This window comes from Rhodococcus sp. PAE-6 (assembly GCF_025290685.1).
Taxonomy (GTDB): domain Bacteria; phylum Actinomycetota; class Actinomycetes; order Mycobacteriales; family Mycobacteriaceae; genus Rhodococcus; species Rhodococcus pyridinivorans.
On record NZ_JAOCLZ010000208.1, the window covers coordinates 1 to 242 of the forward strand.

Genomic DNA, 242 nt, shown 5'->3' on the forward strand with positions numbered 1-242 from the left:
CGATCCATTAAGCATGTGCAGTCCGAATGGGATTAATGGCTGGACCTATACCCAAAAGCTGACCACGCTCGGCTGTGAAGGTTTTTTCATCAACAAGCAGGGACAAACCATCCAGTTTCATGACAAAACTTTTGTTTCTCTGGATGATACCTGTGGTTTTTTACGCCCGGAAACGGCCTGGTTCTGGCTGTCTTGTAATTTTTGGGATGCCCAGAACAAACGGGTCGGCATTAATCTGGCTT

The 242-nt window shown here is 46.7% G+C and carries 1 protein-coding gene; it reads left to right on the forward strand.

The annotated features are described in order from the left end of the window. Nucleotides 1-13: 13 nt before the first annotated feature. A partial coding sequence (locus NVV99_RS26790; protein ID WP_260783336.1) for a DUF2804 domain-containing protein occupies nt 14-242 on the forward strand: 229 nt, incomplete at its 3' end.